This is a genomic window from Collinsella sp. AM13-34, from assembly GCF_003473055.1.
Classification (GTDB): Bacteria; Actinomycetota; Coriobacteriia; order Coriobacteriales; family Coriobacteriaceae; genus Collinsella.
Genome location: NZ_QRLE01000006.1, coordinates 15420 through 35690 on the forward strand (window position 1 = coordinate 15420; position 20271 = coordinate 35690).

Sequence of the window (20271 nt, forward strand, 5' to 3'; positions counted from 1 at the left end):
AAGCTTCGGTCCTTTCGACCTGGCGTGATGGGTTGTCTAGTGGGAGGCCTCGTCGTCGAGTGCGCGCTTAATGCGGTCGCCCTCGGCAAGGAGATTCTCCAGATAGCGCTGGTCGCGGTCCTTGAGCGCGCGGCTGTAGGCGCCAAGCGATTCGATCAGATGGTCGATCTCGAAGGCGAGCGCGTCGGCGTCGTCGATCATGAGCTCGGACCACATTTGCGGATTGAGGTGCGCCACGCGGGTGAGGTCGCGGTAGCTGCCGGCCGAAAAGCCGTGGTGGACCTGAGCGGTCGGGCTCTTAACATAGGCGTTGGAGACGACGTGCGCGAGCTGGCTCGTAAAGGCGATGACGCGGTCGTGCTCGGCGGCGCTGGTCACGCTGAACTTGCCAAAGCCCAAGGGGCGTACCATCTCGCGCACCTGGCCCAAAAGCTCCAGTTTGAGCGCATCGTCCACCGCGGGCGGTACGAGCACGAGCGGGGCGCCCTGGAACAGGTCGGCGCGGGAGTGCGCATAGCCCGAGTACTGCGTGCCCGCCATGGGGTGCGCGCCCACAAAGTAAAAGCCGTGCTCGCGGGCAAGCTCAAAGGCGCGCTCGCACACGATGCCCTTGACGCCCACCGTGTCGATCACCACGGGGCCCATGATGGCCTCGGTGTCGGTGGCGTCGGCGAGCGCCTGGGCGTGCGCCTCGAGCCACTCGATGCATGCCTCGGGATAGCAGGCAAGGACGATGATGTCGCATTCGCCGAGCGTCTTGTCGTTAAGCTCTCCGGCGACAGTGCCCATGCTGGCGGCCGTCATGACATCGTCATCGGGGTCCCAGGCCAGCACGCGGACGCCCGCCTGCGCATAGCCGCGGGCAAAGCTGCCGCCGATGAGGCCCAGGCCGACGATGCCGGCGCACTTGGGGCCGCCCTGGTTAACGCGCGCGTTTCTCACTGTACCCATGGGCTACTCCATGGTCTCTTGGCAGACGACCTCGCGGATGGCGCGGATGCGGCGCATGGTGTCGTCGAACTGGTCGGGGGTGAGGGCCTGAGCGCCGTCGGACCATGCGCGGCTCGGCTCGTCGTGGACCTCGATCTCCAGGCCGTTGATGCCGCAGGCGGTCGCGGCGAGCGCCATGGGCTCAACGTAGCGGGTGTAGCCGGTGGCGTGGCTGGGGTCGGCGACGACGGGCAGGTGCGACAGGTGGTGCAGCACCGGCACGGCATTGAGGTCGAAGGTGTTGCGGGTGCGGGTCTCGAAGGTGCGGATGCCGCGCTCGCACAGGATGACGTTGTCGTTGCCCTCGCTCATGATGTACTCGGCGGCCATGAGCAGCTCATCGATCGTGCCGGACATGCCGCGCTTAAGCAAGATCGGAGTCTTGGTCTTGCCGACCTCTTTGAGCAGAGGGAAGTTCTGGGCGTTGCGGGCGCCGATCTGCATGACGTCGATTTTCTTGTCCAGGAAGACCTGCACGTCGCGCGGGTCCATGATCTCGGTGACGATCGGCATGTCGAGCTCGGCAGACGCCTCGCACAGCAGGTCCAGACCGGCGGGGCCCATGCCCTGGTAGGCGTACGGGGAAGTGCGGGGCTTGTAGGCACCGCCGCGCAGCATCGTGGCACCGGCGGCCTTCACGCGGCGGGCGATGCGGATGAGGTTCTCGCCCTCGACGGAGCACGGGCCGGCGATGACCTGGAACTGATCGCCGCCGATCTTGACGCCGTGGCCGCAGTCGATGACGGAGTCCTCGGGGTGGAACTTGCGGTTGGCGCGCTTGAACGGCTCGGAGACGCGCTGCACGCGCTCGACGACATCCATGGACTCGAGCAGGAACGGGTCGATCTTGGTCGTATCGCCCACCAGGCCGATGATCGTCTCATTCTCGCCGCGCGAGACATCGGTCTTCAGGCCCTTTTTCTCAATCCAGCTGACGATATGGCTGACGGCCTCGTCGCTGGCGCTCTCTTTTAAAATTGCAATCATGGTGTGCCTCTCACCTCGATGGATAACCCTTGCAAAAACGGCCCGCATCGCGAGCCGTGTACATATGGTGCATGAGAGTTTATACTATCTGACTCGCTTTTGCCTTCTAAAGTGGGCCGTTGAGCCGCGTCTTCCTCGGAATTGCAAAGCTTTTTCTTTTATTTTGATAGCCCGTGGTGCACTTGGGTATAATGCCAAACGTTGGCCCTATTAGCTCAGGGGATTAGAGCGTCTGCCTCCGGAGCAGAAGGCCGTTGGTTCGAATCCAACATGGGGCACCATCGAACGTGAGACCGTCCGAACCTCGCATGGTCCGGGCGGTTTTTCTTATACCGACGCGACGTGATGGGACGTGGTATGGCAGCAACGGATATCGAGCGCGGACTCTCGACCGCCGAGGTCGAGGAGCGCATCGCCGCCGGTAAGATCAACCGCAACATGGAGCTCAAGACCAAGTCGGTCAAAGAGCTCATCATCGAGAACCTCTGCACGCTGTTCAATTTGATCAACGTGATCTTGGCGTTCCTGGTCATTTTGACCGGTTCGTTTAAGAATCTGACGTTCCTGTTCGTGGTGTTCCTCAATACCGCTATTGGCGTCATTCAGTCCATGCGTTCCAAGAAGATGGTCGATAAGCTCACGCTGCTGACCTCCAAGAAGGCCATCGCGGTGCGCGACGGCTCCGAGGTGGAGCTCGACCTGGACCAGATCGTGCTCGACGACATCATCCGCCTGGGGCGCGGCGACCAGATCCCCGCTGACGCCGTGGTGGTTTCGGGCGAGGCGCTCGTGAACGAGAGCCTGCTGACGGGCGAGAGCGATCTTATTAAGAAACAGCCCGGTTCCGAGCTCATGAGCGGCAGCTTTATCGACTCGGGTCTGCTGCGCGCCCGCGTGATCCATGTCGGCGCCGACAACTACGTGGCCAAAATTAATAACGAGGCCAAGTACGTCAAAAAGGTCAATTCCGAGATCATGAACGCGCTTAACGCCATCGTGCGCTTTGCGAGCATCATCATGATCCCGCTCGGTTTGGCGTTGTTTGCCTCGAGCGTGAGCGAGCTGTGGGATGCCGCGGGAACCCCAGGCAATAGCGCGCTTTCGTGGTGCTTCTCCGAGCTGTTGGCTGGTCATGTGCCTTCGTCGGCGCTGCTGTCCACGGTGGGCGCCCTGCTGGGCATGATCCCGCAAGGCCTGGTGCTGCTGACCTCGTCGGTGCTCGCCATCGCCACGGTGCGCCTGGCCCGCCGCAAGGTACTCGCGCAGCAGCTCTACTGCATTGAGACGCTCGCGCGCGTCGACGTGCTGTGCCTGGACAAGACGGGCACCATCACGTCGGGCCGCATGGAGGTCGAGGGTACCTATCCGCTGCCGGTCGAGGGTATGGGTGCGGGGGAGGGCGACGCCGCCGTTCCCGTCGATACCACGGTGCTCGATTTTGCGCTGGCTAACGTCGCACGTGCGACCTCGGCCGATGCCAACGAGACCTGTCAGGCGCTGCTCAACTATTACGCCGACCGTCCGGTCGAGGTGTCCGAGCCGCTGTCGGTCATTCCGTTCTCGTCTTCCAAAAAGTGGAGCGGCGCGTCGTTTGCACAGGGCTCATATGTGATGGGTGCGGCGCAGTTTGTGCTCTCTGATCGTGCGTTTGCCCAGGTCGAGAACCGTGTCGCCGAGCTTGCCGATACCTGCCGCGTGCTCGTGGTGGCGCGCGTTGACGGCTTTACGCCCGATGGCGATATGGTGGGCGAGGCCGAGCCCGTGGGCTTTGTGACCATACGCGACGAGATCCGTACCTCGGCGGCCGAGACCATCGGCTACTTTAACGAGCAGGGCGTGACTCTCAACGTGATCAGTGGCGACGACCCGCGTACGGTGTCGTCGATCGCGCGCGTGGTGGGCGTGCCGGGGGCGGACGCTTATGTGGACGCCACGACGCTCGATACGCCGGCCAAGCTCGATGCCGCAGTGGACCGCTACCATGTCTTTGGTCGTGTGACCCCGCAGCAGAAGCGCGAGCTCGTGCAGGCGCTCAAGCGCCGCGAGCACACCGTGGCCATGACGGGCGACGGCGTCAACGACGTGCTGGCGCTCAAGGAGGCCGACTGCTCCGTGGCCATGGCGGCCGGCTCCGATGCCGCGCGTAACGTGGCCGAGATCGTGCTCGTCGACAACGACTTTGCCTCGATGCCCGCCGTGGTGGCCGAGGGCCGTCGCTCCATCAACAACCTGCAGCGTTCGGCTTCGCTGTTCCTGACTAAGACGCTGTTCTCGATGGGCCTGGCGGCGCTGTGCATCGCACTGCCGCCGTACCCTTTCGAGCCGATTCAGATGACGCTCATCAACTTCTTCTGCATCGGCGCGCCGGGCTTTGTGTTGGGCCTGGAGCCCAACAATGCTCGTGTGAAGGGGTCGTTCCTGACGAACGTGCTCAAGCGGGCACTGCCGGCGTCGCTTGCGGTCATTTTGGCCGCGGCGCTCGATATCTTTGTGGCGCGCGTGTTTGGCTTTAACCAGCTCACGCTGTCTACGATGTGCCTACTTACGTCGTGCGCGGCGAGTGTCAGCCTGATCTGGCGTATCTCGCAGCCCCTCACGCCCTTACGTGTGGCGCTCTTTGTGTTTGTAGTTGCCGGCATCCTGACGGGCGTTATCGGATTCCCGAAGCTGCTGTCTATTGCCAACCTGTCGATGGGCCAGATGGTTATCTTGGCTGTCATCGTGGTCATCACCTGCTCGGTGTTCTTTAAGCTCGCCACGATGATGGATTCGCTCAAGCCGCGTCGTCGTCATGCCGCAACTGGTTTTGGCCGCGGTGTGCGCGTCCGCTTGGGTCGCGGTGGCGGCAAGGTGAGCTCGACGGGTTCGACGGCCGAGCGTTTTGCCAAGCGCGTCGCCGCCGACATGGCGCAGCGCCGCGAAGCTCGCACCGTTCGTGAGGCCGAGGCCCGCGCACTCGAGGGCGTGGCCCAGGCCCAGCCCAAGAAAAAGAAGAGTACCGGAGTCAAGCGCTCCCGCGTAACCAAGTCCGCCCAAGGCATCAAAGTCTCGATGCCGAGCAAAAAGAAGAAGTAACTACGCGCCCTGGCGATGTTGAATTGGTGCCTTGCTCCTGTGGGGCCTTGGCGATGTTATGCTCTAACCTCGATTGTTTGAATTGCTTCGAAAAGAGGATGCCGTGATCTGTCCGCATTGCCTTAAGACCATCGAGGACGGCGCCTCGTTCTGCCCCTACTGCAACGCCTATGTGGGTCCGGGCGATGGTCCCGAGCACACCGAGTTCGTGTTCTGTGAGGGCTGCGGTGCCCGTCTTTCTCCGCATGATCGTACGTGCCCCAAATGCGGACGCCCCGCTCCGGGTATCCTCTCCGAGGACGCGGCCGCATCCGACCTGGCAGCGGGCCGCACGGCGGGCTTTCCGCGCCTAACGCAAGAGCAGATCGATACCGAGGTGCCGCATGCGCCGGCCTCTGCCGCTGCGGTGCTTTCGGACGCCGCCGACCCCAATGAGACCTGCGTGCTGCCGGCTTTCGATAAGGATTTCGGTATCCCCAAGGTCGATATTCCCATGCCCGTTTCCCTGCATGACGATGCTCAAAAACCCAAGCGCAAGGTGCACCCCGACGAGGACGCCTATCACAAGCACAAGCGTCATATTCCCAAGTCGCTTATCGTAATCGCGGTCCTTGCCGTCGTTTGCGGCGGTGCCTATTGGTTCGTGACGACCGATCCCATGGGTGTTATGCCCGGCTTCTACGACCAGTTTGGCCAAGCTGCACAGACCACCTTCCCCACGCGCCAAAAGGGCGAGGCCACTGAGGACGATACCAAGCAGGACGATTCTGCGGAGGTGGTCCAGGAAGAAACCGTGCTCACCGATGATCAGCTCTATACCAGGCTCGACGGTCTGTATCAGACCATCGTGTCCTACGCTGACGAGGACCAGATCGGCGAGGTCATCGATTCCTTTAACAACGGCTATCTCCGAACGCCGCTGTCCACCCGTCAGGAGCTGTCGCAGAGTGCCTACGCCCTGCGCGACCAGATCAAAAAGACGCAAGATGAGCTCAACAACCTTAAGTACCAGGACGATACGGTCTATGCGGATGACATCGCCCACTTAAAGCAGCTTGCCGAGTGGATGTATGAGCGCGTTGACGTGATCTGCCAGAGCTGGGATATCTCGCTGGCCATTCCCGATGGCGAGTCGATGAGTTCCCACCAAAGCGAGATCCTGGCGCCCATCGCGCAGGGTGGCAACAGCGCGCTGAACCAGTACGATGCCAATGTGGGTTCCTGGAAGCCGCAGCAGCGTTCCTAAAATTAGTTCGCCATAGTCGGCATAACCTACGTGCGCAATTGATGTAAGCCCGTGCTTATTGCTACAATTCGTACAAATATGCTTTAAACGCACGAGGAAGGAACCACATGTTTGGTTTTAAGAAAGAGCTCTACACGCCCGAGTATCAGCTTGTCGGCGACGAGTGCGCCGTAATCGAGACGTCGAAGGGTACCATCAAGGTCAAGTTTGACGGCGAGGGCGCTCCCATTCATGTCGCGAACTTCTGCGAGCTTTCCACGATGGGCTTCTATGATGGCCTTAAGTTCCATCGCTATGTGCCCGGTTTTGTTATCCAAGGTGGCGACCCCAATACCCGCGACATGTCCGGCGCCGACGTCGCCGCCGGTCTTGAGGGCCCCGACGGCATGCCCGGCACCGGTGGCCCCGGCTACTGCATCAAGGGCGAGTTTGCCACCAATCCGCGCAACAGCCATGTCGATGGCGCCCTTGCCATGGCACGCTCCATGGATCCCGATTCCGCGGGTTCGCAGTTCTACTTCTGCCTGGGTGCCCAGCATAACCTCGATTCCGGTTACACCGTCTTTGGTACCACGGTCGAGGGTCTCGATGTGATTTCGCAGCTGCGTGCCGGCGACGAGATCGTCCATGTCGAGATTGTTCACGAGTAAAGGGGACTTTCTTGAATAGCCAGCTGATCCAACAGGGCCGCGCCGCTTACCGCGCGGGTGATTTTTCCGCTGCAGCCCAGATGCTTGGGGCGGCAAAGACTCCCGATGAGATTATGGGCGAGGCCGATCACCTTCGTGGCAACGCCTTGATGCACCTTGGCATGTATGCCGAGGCCGCCGAGGCCTATGCCGCCGCCCTCAACGACGGTACCTACGGCAAGCGCGGCGCGCTGCTCACCAACCGCGGCAAGGCGCTCGCTGCCGTGGGCGACTACACGACGGCCGCTCAGGCGTTCTCTGCCGCTACGCAGGATGCTTCCTATGCCACGCCGTTCAAGGCCTATCTGGGCCTGGGCAATGCGCTGTTCCAGTCGGGCGACTATGCCAACGCGGGAACCGCCTTCCGTCAGGCTGCCATCGACGGCGCCAATCCGGCTCCTGCCGCCGCGCTCGGCGAGCTCGGTCGTTGCTTCATTAAGCTCGGCCGTCCGGCGGATGCCGTGGAGACTTACCGCACGGCTATCGACTTTGCCGGCCCCCGCGACGACACGCGTGCGCTCAACGCCGGCATGGGTCAGGCGCTTTCTGCCGCCGGCCGTCCCTCCGACGCACTCGACGCCTTTAATGCCGCTACTGCCGATGGCATCTACCAGCTCACCTCCGAGCAGGCCGATGAGCTTGCCCGCGTGCACGATTCGCTTGCCGCGCTGTCTGCCCAGACGGCTATGGCCACGGCTCCGGCGCCCGCGATGGACGCTCCTGCCGTCGATCCTCTCGATCCTACGGGCGCGACCGGTCAGTTTATGCCCGATCCCTCGGACACCGGCTTCTTTACGCTGTCCGAGTCCGAGATGGTCCAGCAGGACCGTCAGGATCGTAAGCAGGCCAAGGTCCGTCGTCGCCATCGCCATACGGGTCTTAAAGTCTTCATCGTTCTGCTTCTGCTTATTTTGATCGCCGCGGGCGGTCTGGGCTTTGCCTACACGCGCGGCTTTGGCTTCCCGTCTCAGGAGTCTGTCGTTACCGATCTGTTCCAGGCTGCCGGCGACGGTGACGCCGCAAAGGCCGAGTCTTGCCTGGCCTCGAGCCTGTCCGAGGACGCTAAGTCGATGATCATCTCCTCGATTCCGCAGGGTGCCACCGTGTCCGTCGAGGGCATGGATCAGTCCATGACCGAGACGACCGCCAAGGTGAAGGCATCGCTGTCCAAGGGCGGCGAGCAGGAGTACACCGTCAAATTCGTGCGCTCCGACAACCATATCGGCTGGGCCGTTTCTTCGCTTGATATGGATTTCTCGGCTGCTGACAACCAGTAGTGACCTTATGGGATTTAGCTTTGCCCGGCGCTTCACCGCAAGTGAGGCGCCGGGCTTGCGCTAGTATGATGAGCTAGTAGTTTTCCAGCAATCATCCAACACATCAGGAGTTGCGTTGTTTTCTTTGATGGATATGTTCTTCGGTAGCTATGCGGGCGATCTTGCCATCGACCTCGGCACCGCCAATACGCTTGTCTCCGTGCGCGGCAAGGGCATCGTCATTCGCGAGCCCTCCGTTGTCGCCATCGACAAGAACGACGAGCGCATCTTGGCGGTCGGTATCGAGGCAAAGCGCATGCTCGGCCGTACGCCCGGCAACATCGTGGCCGTTCGTCCCCTGAAGGACGGCGTCATCGCCGACTTTGATGTTACCGAGGCCATGCTTCGCTACTTTATCGACAAGGCGTCCGAGAAGCGCTATCCGTGGACTCCGCGTCCGCGTGTTGTCGTCTGCGTTCCCTCCGGTGTCACGTCGGTCGAGAAGCGCGCTGTCTTTGAGGCCACGATCCAGGCCGGTGCCCGCCAGGCCTATCTGATCGAAGAGCCCATGGCGGCTGCCATCGGCGCCGACCTGCCCGTCGAGGAACCCACCGGCTCCATGGTCATCGACATCGGTGGCGGTACCACCGAGGTTGCCGTTATCGCTATGGGCGGCATCGTCGTCTCGCAGTCCATCCGTATTGCCGGCGACGAGTTCGATCAGGCCATCCTCACGCACGTTCGTGATGCCTACAACCTGGCCATCGGCGAGCGTACGGCAGAGGACATCAAGATCAAGGTCGGTTCCGCCGTGCCGCTCAAGGACGAGCTCGACGTTGAGGTCAACGGCCGCGACGTGATCACCGGTCTGCCCAAGACCGTGCGCATCGAGAGCGAGGAGATTCGTCGCGCGCTCAACAAGCCGCTCGACGAGATGGCCAAGGCCGTCAAGGACGCACTCGACGCTACGCCTCCCGATCTTGCCTCGGACCTTATGTACTACGGCATTTTGCTGACCGGTGGCGGCGCGCTGCTGCGCGGTCTCGACGTGCGCCTGCGCGATGAGACCGGTGTTTCGGTCAACGTTAGCCCCACGGCGCTCGATAACGTCGTTAACGGCTGTGCCCGCGTGCTCGAGGCCAATGCGTTTGATGGCGGCTTCGTCCAGACCAATGCTTAATTTCCAAAAGGTGGATTCCATTTGGCACGATCTTCGGGTTTCTCCACAAATCTGAATACCAAGCGACAATCAACGGGTATGCGCCCGTTGATTGTTTTCAGCCTGATTTCGGTGTTGCTGCTCACGTTTTACATCCGCGAGGGCGAGGCAGGACCGATTCATGCCGTGCGCTCGGGCGTGACGACGATTACCTCGCCGGTGCGCTTTGTGGGCTCGGCTGTGGCGGCTCCCTTCAATGCGATCGGTAACGTGTTCTCTAACCTTACGGCGTCGCAGGACACGCTTGACGAGCTTAAGAAGCAAAACGAGGAACTGACCTCTAAGGTTGCCGAGCTCTCCGAGGCTCAAAAGACCGCCGAGCGACTGGAGGGGCTGGTCGGCCTGCAGTCGACCTACAACCTCAAATCAACCGCAGCTCGTATCGTCGGCGCTTCGTGCGATGCCTGGACCTCGACCGTCACCATCGATAAGGGTTCTGCCGACGGTCTTACCATCAACATGCCTGTGACGAGTTCTGCCGGTGTCATAGGCCAGATTATCGAGGTCTCGGCCAAGACGTCCACCGTGCGCCTGATTGGCGATGAGAACTCGGGCGTGTCCGCTATGGTGCAGGACACGCGCGCCCAGGGCATGCTGCAGGGTCAGGCTGACGGCACGCTGCGTCTTGAGTACGTGAGCGTCGATTCCGACGTTAAGGTTGGCGACATCATCGTGACCTCGGGCATTGGCGGTGTGTTCCCCAAGGGTCTACCGCTCGGCACCGTCTCGTCTGTTGAGAAATCGGCTAACGACGTGTACTACACCATTGTGGTGCGCGCCCAGACGACGGCCGAGAACAACGAGGAAGTGCTGGTCATTACCTCGCTGACCGACGAACAGTCGGCCTCGGATGAGGACGTGAACACGGCCAACAGCACGCCGCAGGGAACGTCGCGCGATGCTGCGACCAAGACGAAGGACGAGAGCCCGGATGACAGTTCCGACACGTCCGAGACGACCGATTCCGGCTCGAGCGAATAGGGGGCATGTCCATGGATCTACACGAGCAGGGGATGAGCTCCCGCACGTTTGTAATCGCCGCCATTGTGTGCGTGCTGCTGCAGGCAGGCCTGGCACCGCAGATCTCCATTGCGGGCGGTCGCGTCAACTTTATGATTATCCTGGTGTGCCTAAGCGTGTTCTCGGGCGACCCGACCCGTGCCGTCGTGTGCGGTTTTTGCAGCGGCTTGTTCTATGACCTTTCCGCTGCCGTGCCGGTGGGCGTTATGTCGCTCCTGCTGACCGTGGGTTCTTTTGCCCTGGTGCATAGCGCTGCCGGTCAGACGGGCGGTGCCCCGAGTGCGCGCGGCATCACGGTGGGCGCCTTCGCGTTCGTCATTAATGTGATCTACAGCATCATCTTGCTGTTTATGGGTTTGGAGACGAGCTTTGTCGTGGCGATCTTCGGCCATGCGCTGCCGTCTTCGATCCTGACGGGTCTGGTTGCCATTCCGTTTTTGATGTCCGGCGTCGTGCCGCAGTCCGGTTATGGATTCTCCGCACGTGGCGGACGCCAGACGGGCATGCGCTTTAAGCCCAAGACCCGTAAGCTCAAATAGGGGAGGCTCGTAGATGTCTTCCCAGATGACGGTTATTATCGCCGGTATCGTGCTGGTTGTGGCCATCGTGGTCGCACTGGTCATTATGCGTCGCGGCGATTCTCGTTTTACCTACGATACGCAGCATGGGACGGCCCCGCGCGCCACCGAGGGCGAGGGCAATACCGCGGCGACCGCCTTTAAGGGCCGCTTCTCCATCCTCACCACGGGTGTGGGCGCGATGTTCGCGGCGCTTGCCGTCAAGCTGTGGGGCATGCAGATGGTCTCGTCGGACTATTACGAAAAGCAGGCTAATAGCAATCAGACGCGCACCGTTACCACACCCGCTGTGCGCGGCCGCATCCTCGACCGCAATGGCGTGGCGCTTGTCCAGAACCGTCCCTCACTTGCTGTCGTGGCCTACCGCGACCTTGCCGAGGATGAGGTTCTGGTTCGCCATCTTGCCAACGTGCTCGGTATGCCCTACGTGGCGGTGCTGCGCAATATTCAGGACAATTCCGAGGGCGCTCAGAGCCTGCATACCATCGCGACGGACGTCCGTCGCTCCACGGTTGCCTATATTCAGGAGCACGCCGGCGAGTTCCCGGGCGTCAAGATTGCCGAGCGTACCGAGCGCCAGTATCCATATGGCGAGACGGCATGCCATATCTTGGGCTATACCGGCACCATTACCTCCGAGCAGCTCGAGGCCCAGAATAAGAAAACCTCTGGTGATGATGATGCTTCTGCTGGCCGGATTACGTACCAGTCGGGCGATATCGTGGGCCAGGCGGGTGTTGAGAGCTACTACGAAAACCTGCTGCAGGGTATTCGTGGCGAGCAGACCGTCAAGGTCGATGCCTCGGGCAATGTGACCGGTCAGGCCGGCGCCGTGCCCGCCAAGGCCGGCTCCGACATTAAGCTCACGCTCGATCTTAAGATCCAACAGGCCTGTGAGACGGCGCTGGCGAGCGCCATCGAGCTTGCCAAGACCACTGGCTACAGCAATGCCGGCAACGGCGCTGTGGTGTGTCTCGATCCCAACAATGGCGAGATCCTGGGCATGGCGAGCGAGCCCAAGTTCGATCCGTCCGTCTTTATCGGCGGCGTCTCAAATGACGTGTGGACCGAGCTCAATGATGACAAGGGTTCGCACCCGCTGCTCAACCGCGCCATTAGCGGACAGTACATGTCGGCCTCGACCATCAAGCCGCTCTCGGCACTGGCCGGTCTTGAGTTTGGAACCTACACTTCAACGCAGACAACCAACTGCACGGGCTATTGGACGGGCTTGGGCAAGGCTTGGGGCAAGCGCTGCTGGTTGACGTCTGGCCACGGCACCATGACGCTGCAGTCGGGTATCGCCAACTCGTGCGACCCCGTCTTCTACGACATGGGCAAGGCGTTCTTTTATGACGAGCAACATTCCGAGGGGCTGCAGGAGGTCTTTCGTCGCTGGGGCCTAGGCAAGACCTGCGGTATCGATCTGCCGAGTGAGGGCGCGGGCCGTATTCCCGATGCCGAGTGGAAAGAGTCGTACTTTACCGACGCCTCTGCCGAAGACCGCAAGTGGAATGCCGGCGATATGACCAACATCGCCATCGGCCAGGGCGACATTTTGGTGACGCCTCTGCAGATGGCATGCGCCTACATGGGCCTTGCCAACGGCGGCAAACAGTACGTGCCTCACGTGTTTTTGTCTGCCGTGTCGCGCGATGGCGACGGCGATGCCTATAAGTACAACGGCAAGGGCAAGAAGAAGCGCCTGGAGGCCAAGATCAACAGCGATTCGGATTTGGCTCTTGTTCGCAACGGCATGCACGACGTGATTTACACGGCATCGACGTCCTTGGCGGCTCACTTTGGCACCCTGACGCCGCAGGTGTACGGCAAGTCGGGCACGGGCGAGAAAAGCGGCGAGGACGAATACGCGTGGTTTTGCGCCTATGCGCCGGCCGATGATCCCAAGTATGTCATCGCTACTGTCCTGGAGCAGGGCGGCGGTGGCTCAGATACCGCGATGCATGTCGTGCGCGATGTGCTCGGCGTGATTTATGACGAGCCCGATACCTCTTCGGCCTCGGGCGATTCTTCGGTTCGATAGGAGGTTGCGATGGATTTTTCTCCGGCGGATCTGTTCCGTTCAACCAAGACCGGCTCTCGCAGCAGCCTGGACCGCGTCAACAAGCAACTTTCGGCCTCGCGCGGTACGTTTCGCCAAAAGGTGCATATCGGTGTGCTGCTGGCTACCGTCGCGCTCGTTGCCTATGGCGCCATCATTATTTGGTCGGCGTCACAGTTTAAGGCCGACGCCTCATTCTCGCGCCACCTGCTGGGCATTGGCATTGGCGCGGTGCTTGCGGTGCTCGTCTGGCGTACCGATCTGCGCGGCATCTCTAACTTCTCGACGGCGCTGCTCGTCATTGACCTTATTGTGATCTTCTCGCCCAAGATTCCGGGCCTGTCCTATACGGGCGGTCTGGGCATGACGGGCTGGATCAAGATTCCCGGTATCGGCTTGACATTCCAGCCGGTTGAGCTTGCCAAGCTCATCACCATCTTCTTTATCGCCACGCTTGGCTCGCAGTATAACGGCCGCATCGATACCGTTCGCGACTACGTCAAGCTCTGCGGCATGCTGTCCATTCCGTTTTTGGCCGTCGTCGCCATGGGCGACCTGGGCTCGGGCCTGGTCGTGCTGGTCTCGGGCGCCATCGTCATCTGCATGAGCGGTGCACGCCGCGAATGGGTGCTGTCGACCCTGGCCCTGCTCGTGGGCCTGGTGGCCCTCGTCCTGGCGCTCGATTCGGTCTTTGATTCGTTGCTCGGCCACGATGTGCTCATCAAGCAGTATCAGATGAACCGCCTGACGGTCTTTATCGACCCCGATAATGCCGATTCGGACGATGCCTACAACCTGCAGCAGTCGCTTATCGCCGTTGGCTCGGGCGGCTTCTTTGGTAAGGGTTTGGGCCATGCGACGCAGTCGGCCGGCGGCTTTCTGCCTGAGTTCCACACCGACTTCGTCTTCGCCTTCCTGTCCGAGACCTTTGGCTTTTGCGGTTCCTTTTTGCTCCTATGCCTCTACGTGCTGCTGATCTTTTCGACGATTCGCGTCGCCTTTAAGTGTGAGTCGCTGTTCTTGCGCCTATCGTGTGTGGGCATCGTTGGCATGTGGGCGTTCCAGACCTTCGAAAACATCGGCATGTGCATCGGCATGATGCCGATTACCGGTATTCCGCTACCGTTTATTAGCTTCGGTTCGTCTTCGATGATGATTCAGCTGCTGACGGTGGGTATCGTACAATCCATATGGCGGCATCGTTCGGGCGCCGCGTAACCGCTGGAGGGGTTTGCTATGAAAATTCCCGTAGATAAGCTGACCCGCGCTTTTAAGATGGGCGCGTCCGTTAAGAAGGATTCCGATACGCCGGTGCGCGTCTCGGTCTATCTGGATTCGTCCGCCTCGCGCTTTCTTGCTGAGACGGTGCGTGACGCCTTTGTGCCGCAGACGACCTCGGGCATTGTGCGCGTCGAGCGTCTGGGGGAGGAGCGAATTGCTCCAAAGACCGATACCGATGTGGTACTGGTGCTCTCGTGTGGTTCCGACCGCCTGGAGAGTGCCGTGCAGGAGCTCGTGATCGCCGGCGCGCCCGTGTGCGTGCTTGCCGAGTCTGCTGTGGAGGTGCCGTTTATCGAGGAGTCCACGCCCATGCTCGGCGTGGTGGCGGCAACCGATAAGACGTATCTGCTCGAGACGCTTGCCCGCTGGATTCTCGATCGCACCGACAAGGAAACGGCTTTTGCGGCGAACTTTGCCTTTATGCGCATCGCGGCAGCTAATCGTATCATCACCTCGTGCGCGCTCACCAATATGGCGACCGGTGCGCTGGTGTTTTTGCCGGGCGCCGATTATCCCGTTATGGCGCTGGCGCAGGTGGGCATGCTCTTTGAGCTCGCTGCCGTCTTTGGACGCGGCATTAAGCCTGAGCGCGGCTACGAGGTCGCGGGCGTGCTTGCCGGCGGTCTTGTGATCCGCGCGGTCACCCGCGCGCTCGTCAAGCAGACGCCGCATATTGGGTTTGCCGTTAAGGCGCTCACTGCTGCCGCGGGCACCTATGGCATGGGCCGTGCGCTTGTTTCGCTCTACGAGCGCGATGTCGACTACAGCCGTGCCAACGAGGTGGTCACTGCCACGTTCTCCCGCGTTCGCGATCTGGTGACCACGGTCGCGGGCGCTACCCGTCCTATGGCGTCCTACCAAGACGCATCCGATCTCGCTGCTTAGGGGTTTTCTGTTGCGCGTTCCGTATCAAGACTGCTTTCATTTAATTGAGCCGCTGCTCGCCAAGGTCGAAAAGCCGAGCCGCTATATCGATCACGAGTGGGGCACGCTTTCCAAGGCCGATGCCGACTACCGTTGCTGCCTGATCTACCCGGATGTGTACGAGGTTGGTTTGCCCAACCAGGGCATCGCCATCCTCTACAACATCCTTAACCAGGCCGAGGGCATCTCCTGCGAGCGTGGCTATGTGCCGTGGCCCGATATGGGTGACGCCATGCGCGAGGCGGGCATTCCGCTGCTGTCGCTCGAAGGTGCTGCCCCCGTTGCTTCGTTTGATATCGTCGGTCTGCATGTGCCGCACGAGATGGCGGTGACGAACTTCCTCGAGGCACTCGATCTCGCTGGCATTCCGCTGTTAGCGGCCGACCGAGGTGAAGACGACCCCATCATCATCGCCGGCGGCCCCTCGGTGTACAACCCCGAGCCGTACGCGGCCTTCTTCGATGCCATCCTCATCGGCGAGGGCGAGGAATCGCTGCTCGAGACCTGCCAGCTGCATCGGCGCCTGCGCGACGAAGGAGTCCCGCGCGCGCAGATTGTTGAGCAGCTTGCATCCATTGCCGGCAACTACGTGCCGTCGCTCTATGAGATTCGTCACGACGAGCCCTGCTCGCCGCATGGCTACACCGTGCCGCGCGAGGGCAAGGATGCTCCGGCCGTGGTCTACAAGCGCGTCGTCGAGGATTTCGGCGCCACGAATCCGCTGTCGCAGTCGTGCGTGCCCTATGCGCAGCTGGTTCACGACCGCCTGTCTATCGAGATTCTGCGCGGCTGCGCTCGCGGCTGTCGTTTTTGCCAGGCCGGCATGACGTATCGCCCGGTGCGCGAGCGTTCGGCCGACCAGATCGTCTCGTCGGTGATTCAGGGTCTGGAAAAGACCGGCTATGACGAGGTGTCGCTGACCTCGCTCTCCACGACCGACCACTCCTGCATTCGTGACGTGCTCGGCAGGCTCAACCGTCGCCTGGAGGATACGGGTATTCGCGTGTCTATTCCGTCGCAGCGCTTGGATTCGTTTGGCGTGGATATGGCCGAGTCGGTCGCCGGCGAAAAGAAGGGCGGCCTGACGTTCGCGCCCGAGGCCGGCAGCCAGCGCATGCGCGACATCATTAACAAGAACGTGACCGAGGAGGACCTGGACCGTGCGGCCAAGGCGGCCTTCGAGGCCGGCTGGAACCGCATGAAGCTCTACTTTATGATGGGCCTTCCCGGCGAGCGCGACGAGGACATCGTGGCCATCGCCAATCTGGCCGATCACGTGCTGGAGCTTGGTCGTTCCGTGGTGCCCAAGGCTCGTCGCGGCTCGATCTCGGTGTCCATCTCGGTTTCGGTCTTTATCCCCAAGGCTGCCACGCCGTTCCAGTGGTGCCCGCAGCTCGACTACGACGACGTCAAGCGTCGCCAGAAGTTGCTTATCACGAGCGTTCGCAACCGTGCCGTCCGCGTGCATTACCACGATGCCGAGACTTCGCTCATCGAGGCCGCGCTGTCCCGCGCCGGTCGTGACATGACGCCCGTCATCATCGATGCTTGGCGCGCGGGCTCTCGCTTTGACGCCTGGGTAGAGCATTTCTCGCTCGATAACTGGAAGGAGGCTGCTGCCAAAAACGGCATCGACCTCAATGAGCTCGTGCACCTGCCCTACGAGTTGGACTGGCGCCTGCCGTGGGAGCATGTGAGCCCCGGCTGCACGCGCGGCTTCCTCGAGCGCGAGTACCGTCGCTCACTCGAGGGCGTCACGACTCCCGACTGCACCCGCACGTCGTGCACCGGCTGCGGAATCTGCCCCACGCTTCACGCCAAGAATGTATTGATGGGTGATCGCGCATGAGTGAGCGCCTGACCGACACCCCCACGCTCTTTAGGCTTCGTGTTCGCTATGGCAAGCGCGATCGCCTTAAGTACCTGGGCCATCTCGAAGTAATCCATACCATTGAGCGCATCGTGCGCCGCGCGGGACTTCCCTATGCCGTCACGCAGGGCTTCTCTCCGCACATGCGCGTGGGCTTCTCTTCGGCGCTACCGGTGGGTACGTCGTCGACCTGCGAGTGGTATGACCTGTTTATGACCGAGTTCGTGGCGCTCGACGAGGCGTTTGGGCGCCTGGCTGCGGCGTCTCCGGCCGATCTGGCGCCCATCGAGGCGGCGTACATCGACGTGCGCACGCCGGCGTTGACGGCGCAGCTCACGCGTCTGTCGTATCGCATCGACCTGCACTTGGATCCCGAGGCGCCCGTAAGCGCCGACGAGGTGCGCGCTGCGATTGACATGCTGCGCGCGGACCATGGCATCGACTACGCGCGCGGCAAAAAGAGCAAGCGCTTGGATTTGGATCACACGCTCGTGGGCTATGAGCTCACGGCAGGGGAGCGCCCGGACCATTTGGTGCTCATGCTCGACACCCATGCCGACAACGAGGGCTCCATGCGTCCGGAAATTTTGCTTTCCGCTGCTGATGTTTTGTTGCAGGGCTTGACCCCGGGCGTGGATGCACCTATTGTTTCCACCGGTATGCAAGACCTCGTGACCATCTGCTCCTACGATGTCGAGCGTCAGAATCAAGCATGCGAGGACGACGAGGGCCGACTCGTCAGCCCCATACCTGTGCGAACTTGTGGATTTGCTCCACATACTCGTTGACGGGGGTATTTTCGCCTGCTACTATATTCGGCTGTTGCACTAACTGATGCATGAAGGGCAAGTAAACATGTACGCAATCGTTAACACGGGCGGCAAGCAGTACAAGGTCGCCACCGACGATGTCATCACCGTCGAGAAGATCGAGGGCAATGAGGGCGACAAGGTCACCCTGCCGGTCATCTTCCTCAACGATGGTAAGAAGATCGTCACCGATCCCGACAAGCTGGCCAAGGCCAAGGTTACCGCTCAGATCGTTGAGCAGTTCAAGGGCGAGAAGCAGCTGGTCTTCAAGTTCCACAAGCGTAAGCGCTATCGTCGTCTGAAGGGTCACCGTCAGCAGCTCACCAAGCTGAAGATCGTGAAGGTCCAGGCTACGTCCCGCGCCAAGAAGGCTGTCAAGGCAGAGGCCGAGGCTGTTGCCGAGGCTCCCGTCGCCGAGTAGATTACACTCGTAACGAAAGAGTAGGTATACACAATGGCACACAAAAAAGGACTCGGTTCCTCCCGTAATGGCCGTGACTCCCGCGGTCAGCGCCTTGGCACGAAGCGCTATGCCGGCCAGACGGTAACCACGGGCACGATTCTCGTCCGTCAGCACGGCACTCACATCCACCCGGGTGAGAACGTTGGCCGTGGCAAGGACGACACGCTGTTCGCGCTGGTCGACGGTACCGTTGAGTTCCACAAGGGTATCAAGCACAGGGTCAGCGTACGCCCGCTCGCGAACGCGTAATTCACCCTTCATAGAGCACATATGTGGGAGGCACTTGAGTTTTAGGATTCAAGGGTCTCCCTCTTTTTGTAGGAGGCGATTCTGTTGTCACAGTTCACCGATATCAGCCGCATTAACGTGTGCGGCGGCGACGGCGGAGCCGGATGCATGTCGTTTAGGCGCGAGGCATTTGTCCCCAAGGGCGGCCCCGATGGCGGCGACGGCGGTCGTGGCGGCAATGTCGTCATCCAGGCCGATGCTCAGCTGTCTTCGTTGATCGATTACCGCTTTAAGCATCACTTTCGTGCCGAGCGCGGAACGCACGGTCAGGGCGCCCGCCGCAACGGCAAGAGCGGCGAGGACCTCATTTTGAAGGTCCCCATGGGCACCGTGGTCCGCGAGCTCGATCCCGAGACGCAGACCCCGATGTTCGAGATTGCCGACCTGGTGCACGACGGCGAGCGCGTTGTCGTGGCGCCCGGCGGTGCCGGTGGCCTGGGCAATACGCACTTTGTGACGTCGGTGCGCCGCGCGCCCGCGTTCGCTCAGCTGGGCGAACCGGCCGAGGAGCACTGGATTGAGCTTGAGATGAAGCTTATGGCCGATGCCGCACTCGTGGGCTTCCCCTCGGTGGGCAAGTCCTCGCTTATCGCGCGCATGAGTGCCGCCCGTCCCAAGATCGCCGACTATCCGTTTACCACACTCGTGCCGAACCTCGGCATGGTGCGTGCCGGTGAGTATTCTTACGTCGTTGCCGACGTTCCTGGTTTGATCGAGGGTGCGAGCGAGGGCAAGGGTCTGGGCCATCAGTTCCTGCGCCACATCGAGCGCACGGCCCTGATCATGCATGTCGTTGACATGACGGGTGGTTTTGAGGATCGCGACCCGGTTGAGGATTACCGCATCATCAACCGTGAGCTCGAGCAGTATGGCGCCGAGCTTTCGGAGCGTCCGCAGATCGTCGTCGCCAACAAGTGCGATGCGCCGGGCACGGCCGACAAGATTGCCGACCTCAAGCGTGCGGCGCTCGACGACGGGCATATGTTCTTTGCCGTGTCCGCCGTTACGGGTGCCGGCCTCAATACGCTGATGCTTGCCGTGGGCGAGCAGGTGGCTAAGCTGCGAGCCGAGCTGGCGGTCTCTGATGAGCCGGTCGATCTGCGCGACGAGGAGTGGGAGCGTCGCCGTCTGCAGCGCGAGAAGCGTTTCCGCATTGTCCAGGAGGAGCCCGGTGCCTTCCGCGTGGTCGGTCGTGCCATCGAGCGCATGGTCATCCAGACCGACTGGGAAAACGAGGAAGCCGTCATTTACCTGCAGCACAAGTTTGCGCGTATGGGTGTTGACGACGCGCTCGAGAAGGCCGGTTGCCGTGCGGGCGACGAGGTCCGCATTTGCCAGCGTGCCTTTGACTTTGAGGGCGCTGAGGACTTCTCGGAGTACGAGGAGCTCGAGGACGCTGGCGAGGACGTTGCCGTTGAGGCCATTGACGTGGCCGATGCTGCGGATGAGGGCGTCGAGGCTATCGATGCGGCTGATGCCGCGGACGATGCCGAGACCTCGGAGGGCGAGTAAGC

Annotated in this window: 17 protein-coding genes and 1 tRNA gene; 16 read left to right on the forward strand and 2 right to left on the reverse strand. The window is 61.4% G+C overall.

From position 1 onward, the window contains the following. Positions 1–36 precede the first annotated feature (36 nt). Positions 37–951 carry a prephenate dehydrogenase/arogenate dehydrogenase family protein gene (locus DW151_RS03355; protein WP_117564237.1) on the reverse strand — a complete coding sequence of 305 codons (915 nt, stop codon included), beginning with the start codon at positions 949–951 and terminating at the stop codon, positions 37–39. Positions 952–954: 3 nt separating this feature from the next. Further along, positions 955–1977, reverse strand: coding sequence for a 3-deoxy-7-phosphoheptulonate synthase (aroF, locus tag DW151_RS03360; RefSeq protein WP_118334461.1), 1023 nt, complete (start codon positions 1975–1977; stop codon positions 955–957). Between the two features lie 204 nt (positions 1978–2181). On the opposite strand from aroF, the gene DW151_RS03365 reads away from it, so the two are divergent. The 16 genes from DW151_RS03365 (at position 2182) to obgE (ending at position 20269) form a co-directional block, all read left to right on the forward strand. After that, positions 2182–2258 (forward strand) — tRNA-Arg (locus tag DW151_RS03365). 76 nt (positions 2259–2334) lie between these two features. Beyond that, on the forward strand, positions 2335–5052 hold the full coding sequence (locus DW151_RS03370) for an HAD-IC family P-type ATPase (protein ID WP_118334462.1): 2718 nt from the start codon (positions 2335–2337) through the stop codon (positions 5050–5052). A 103-nt stretch (positions 5053–5155) separates the two neighbouring features. After that, a complete protein-coding gene (locus DW151_RS03375) occupies positions 5156–6298 on the forward strand; it encodes a zinc ribbon domain-containing protein (protein ID WP_158571646.1) in 1143 nt (380 codons plus the stop codon). A 107-nt stretch (positions 6299–6405) separates the two neighbouring features. Then, on the forward strand, positions 6406–6948 hold the full coding sequence (locus tag DW151_RS03380; protein WP_055249980.1) for a peptidylprolyl isomerase: 543 nt from the start codon (positions 6406–6408) through the stop codon (positions 6946–6948). An 11-nt stretch (positions 6949–6959) separates the two neighbouring features. After that, entirely contained in the window at positions 6960–8264 is a 1305-nt protein-coding gene (locus tag DW151_RS03385) for a tetratricopeptide repeat protein (protein WP_231500813.1), read from the forward strand. A 127-nt stretch (positions 8265–8391) separates the two neighbouring features. Then, a complete protein-coding gene (locus DW151_RS03390) occupies positions 8392–9423 on the forward strand; it encodes a rod shape-determining protein (protein WP_006236061.1) in 1032 nt (343 codons plus the stop codon). A gap of 78 nt (positions 9424–9501) precedes the next feature. Next, positions 9502–10443, forward strand: coding sequence for a rod shape-determining protein MreC (gene mreC, locus DW151_RS03395; RefSeq protein ID WP_118334465.1), 942 nt, complete (start codon positions 9502–9504; stop codon positions 10441–10443). Positions 10444–10454: 11 nt separating this feature from the next. After that, on the forward strand, positions 10455–11021 hold the full coding sequence (locus DW151_RS03400; protein ID WP_117583249.1) for a hypothetical protein: 567 nt from the start codon (positions 10455–10457) through the stop codon (positions 11019–11021). Between the two features lie 13 nt (positions 11022–11034). After that, complete coding sequence (gene mrdA / locus DW151_RS03405) at positions 11035–13104, forward strand: penicillin-binding protein 2 (protein WP_117736660.1); 2070 nt, start codon at positions 11035–11037, stop codon at positions 13102–13104. Between the two features lie 9 nt (positions 13105–13113). Next, on the forward strand, positions 13114–14340 hold the full coding sequence (locus DW151_RS03410; RefSeq protein WP_055249988.1) for an FtsW/RodA/SpoVE family cell cycle protein: 1227 nt from the start codon (positions 13114–13116) through the stop codon (positions 14338–14340). Between the two features lie 18 nt (positions 14341–14358). Beyond that, complete coding sequence (locus DW151_RS03415) at positions 14359–15288, forward strand: YcjF family protein (RefSeq protein WP_006236071.1); 930 nt, start codon at positions 14359–14361, stop codon at positions 15286–15288. Between the two features lie 10 nt (positions 15289–15298). Next, positions 15299–17176, forward strand: coding sequence for a TIGR03960 family B12-binding radical SAM protein (locus DW151_RS03420; RefSeq protein ID WP_118334467.1), 1878 nt, complete (start codon positions 15299–15301; stop codon positions 17174–17176). Then, positions 17173–17985 (forward strand): TIGR03936 family radical SAM-associated protein, encoded by an 813-nt coding sequence (locus DW151_RS03425; protein ID WP_117848385.1) that lies wholly within the window; start codon positions 17173–17175, stop codon positions 17983–17985. Before DW151_RS03420 ends, DW151_RS03425 begins: the two co-directional genes overlap by 4 nt. Positions 17986–18052: 67 nt before the next feature. After that, complete coding sequence (gene rplU, locus DW151_RS03430; protein ID WP_035138585.1) at positions 18053–18427, forward strand: 50S ribosomal protein L21; 375 nt, start codon at positions 18053–18055, stop codon at positions 18425–18427. Positions 18428–18460: 33 nt separating this feature from the next. Beyond that, positions 18461–18718: a 50S ribosomal protein L27 gene (gene rpmA, locus DW151_RS03435; RefSeq protein WP_006236075.1), complete on the forward strand. Its 258-nt coding sequence runs from the start codon at positions 18461–18463 to the stop codon at positions 18716–18718. An 84-nt stretch (positions 18719–18802) separates the two neighbouring features. Next, positions 18803–20269, forward strand: a complete 1467-nt coding sequence (obgE, locus tag DW151_RS03440; RefSeq protein ID WP_192934567.1) for a GTPase ObgE — start codon at positions 18803–18805, stop codon at positions 20267–20269. The last annotated feature ends 2 nt before the right edge of the window (positions 20270–20271 follow it).

Coding starts and splice junctions, on each gene's coding strand:
- DW151_RS03355 (WP_117564237.1), bottom strand. CDS start 951: ATGGGTACAGTGAGAAACGCGCGCGTTAACCAGGGCGGCCCCAAGTGC.
- aroF (WP_118334461.1), bottom strand. CDS start 1,977: ATGATTGCAATTTTAAAAGAGAGCGCCAGCGACGAGGCCGTCAGCCAT.
- DW151_RS03370 (WP_118334462.1), top strand. CDS start 2,335: ATGGCAGCAACGGATATCGAGCGCGGACTCTCGACCGCCGAGGTCGAG.
- DW151_RS03380 (WP_055249980.1), top strand. CDS start 6,406: ATGTTTGGTTTTAAGAAAGAGCTCTACACGCCCGAGTATCAGCTTGTC.
- DW151_RS03390 (WP_006236061.1), top strand. CDS start 8,392: ATGGATATGTTCTTCGGTAGCTATGCGGGCGATCTTGCCATCGACCTC.
- mreC (WP_118334465.1), top strand. CDS start 9,502: ATGCGCCCGTTGATTGTTTTCAGCCTGATTTCGGTGTTGCTGCTCACG.
- DW151_RS03400 (WP_117583249.1), top strand. CDS start 10,455: ATGGATCTACACGAGCAGGGGATGAGCTCCCGCACGTTTGTAATCGCC.
- mrdA (WP_117736660.1), top strand. CDS start 11,035: ATGTCTTCCCAGATGACGGTTATTATCGCCGGTATCGTGCTGGTTGTG.
- DW151_RS03410 (WP_055249988.1), top strand. CDS start 13,114: ATGGATTTTTCTCCGGCGGATCTGTTCCGTTCAACCAAGACCGGCTCT.
- DW151_RS03415 (WP_006236071.1), top strand. CDS start 14,359: ATGAAAATTCCCGTAGATAAGCTGACCCGCGCTTTTAAGATGGGCGCG.
- DW151_RS03425 (WP_117848385.1), top strand. CDS start 17,173: ATGAGTGAGCGCCTGACCGACACCCCCACGCTCTTTAGGCTTCGTGTT.
- rplU (WP_035138585.1), top strand. CDS start 18,053: ATGTACGCAATCGTTAACACGGGCGGCAAGCAGTACAAGGTCGCCACC.
- rpmA (WP_006236075.1), top strand. CDS start 18,461: ATGGCACACAAAAAAGGACTCGGTTCCTCCCGTAATGGCCGTGACTCC.